General features: G+C 45.7%; 1 protein-coding gene. It reads right to left on the bottom strand.

Annotation, left to right across the window (positions count from 1 at the left end; all coding sequences use genetic code 11):
- Positions 1 to 241: 241 nt before the first annotated feature.
- On the bottom strand, positions 242 to 1,006 hold the full coding sequence (locus R7Q47_RS26300) for a ferredoxin--NADP reductase (RefSeq protein WP_025507614.1): 765 nt from the start codon (positions 1,004 to 1,006) through the stop codon (positions 242 to 244).
- Positions 1,007 to 1,064 lie beyond the last annotated feature (58 nt).

Genomic DNA, 1,064 nt, shown 5'->3' with positions numbered 1-1,064 from the left:
CGCGATAACAACGACAACGCTAATGACGACGAACAGATCAACGAAACCGCCTATAAGCCGCTGCATTTTGCTCGCAATTGAAGAGTACATATAACCACCTACAACAACAGTGAACGCAGTCTAGGCATTGTTGTATATGTGCTCAATTGATAAGTCTATAAATTCGTATCATGTCTCAAAAGTGATTTTTAATTTACACCGATATAACTTAGTTATCTCGGTTTCAGCGATGGGTGGATACTTACCAATAACGCTCATAGATAACGTGACCGCCTGTTCGAGTTCGATACTTTTCTAACCCTAATTCTTGCAGCACAGGCAAGGTATCTTTAATCATCTCTGGGTTACCACACAGCATCACAAAGCTGCTTTGCGGAGAGAAAGGCACATCCACTTTATTGGCAAGCTCACCAGACGCAATCAACTCTGGGATTCGACCTTGCAGTTTTCCGAGTGACGATTCACGACTCACGATTGGCACGTACTTTAAGCGTCCTTCATATCGGAATTGAAGATGCTCAATCAGGTATTTGTAGACCAAATCTTTTTCGTAGCGAACACCATGCACCAGCACGATACGATCATTGTGAGGAAGCAGGTTAATGTCATCCAGCAAAGATAAAAACGGGCCAATGCCAGTCCCCGTCGAAAGCAACCATAGATCACTCGCTTGCTTAGGAATGGTGTCGTGAATGAGATCGCCATGCGCGGTTTCACCCACATAAATCGGGTCACCCGCTTTTAGCTTTTGCAACCTTGGAGAAAGTTGCCCTTGAGGATCTGCCACAATGAGGAATTCGAGCCACTCGTGTTGCTCGCTTGGCGCATTAACCACAGAGTAAGCGCGGCTGATAGACTTGCCCTCATCATCGAGCAAAGCAAGCTTGGTGAACTGGCCGGCTTTAAAGGTAAGAGGCGCGCCTGAGACCCTTAAACTGAACAGCTCGCCAGTCCAGTCAATGCGTTTTTCCACCTTGGCTAGATTGAAACCTTTCAGCTCAGTCATGAGACACCTCCTATTTGGTTACTCTTAGTTAAACTTACGCCTTCAACTCGATTATGTA

This window comes from Vibrio sp. Vb0349 (assembly GCF_033338975.1).
Note: the sequence above shows the minus strand (reverse complement) of the source record. Positions and strands in the feature narration are given on the sequence as shown.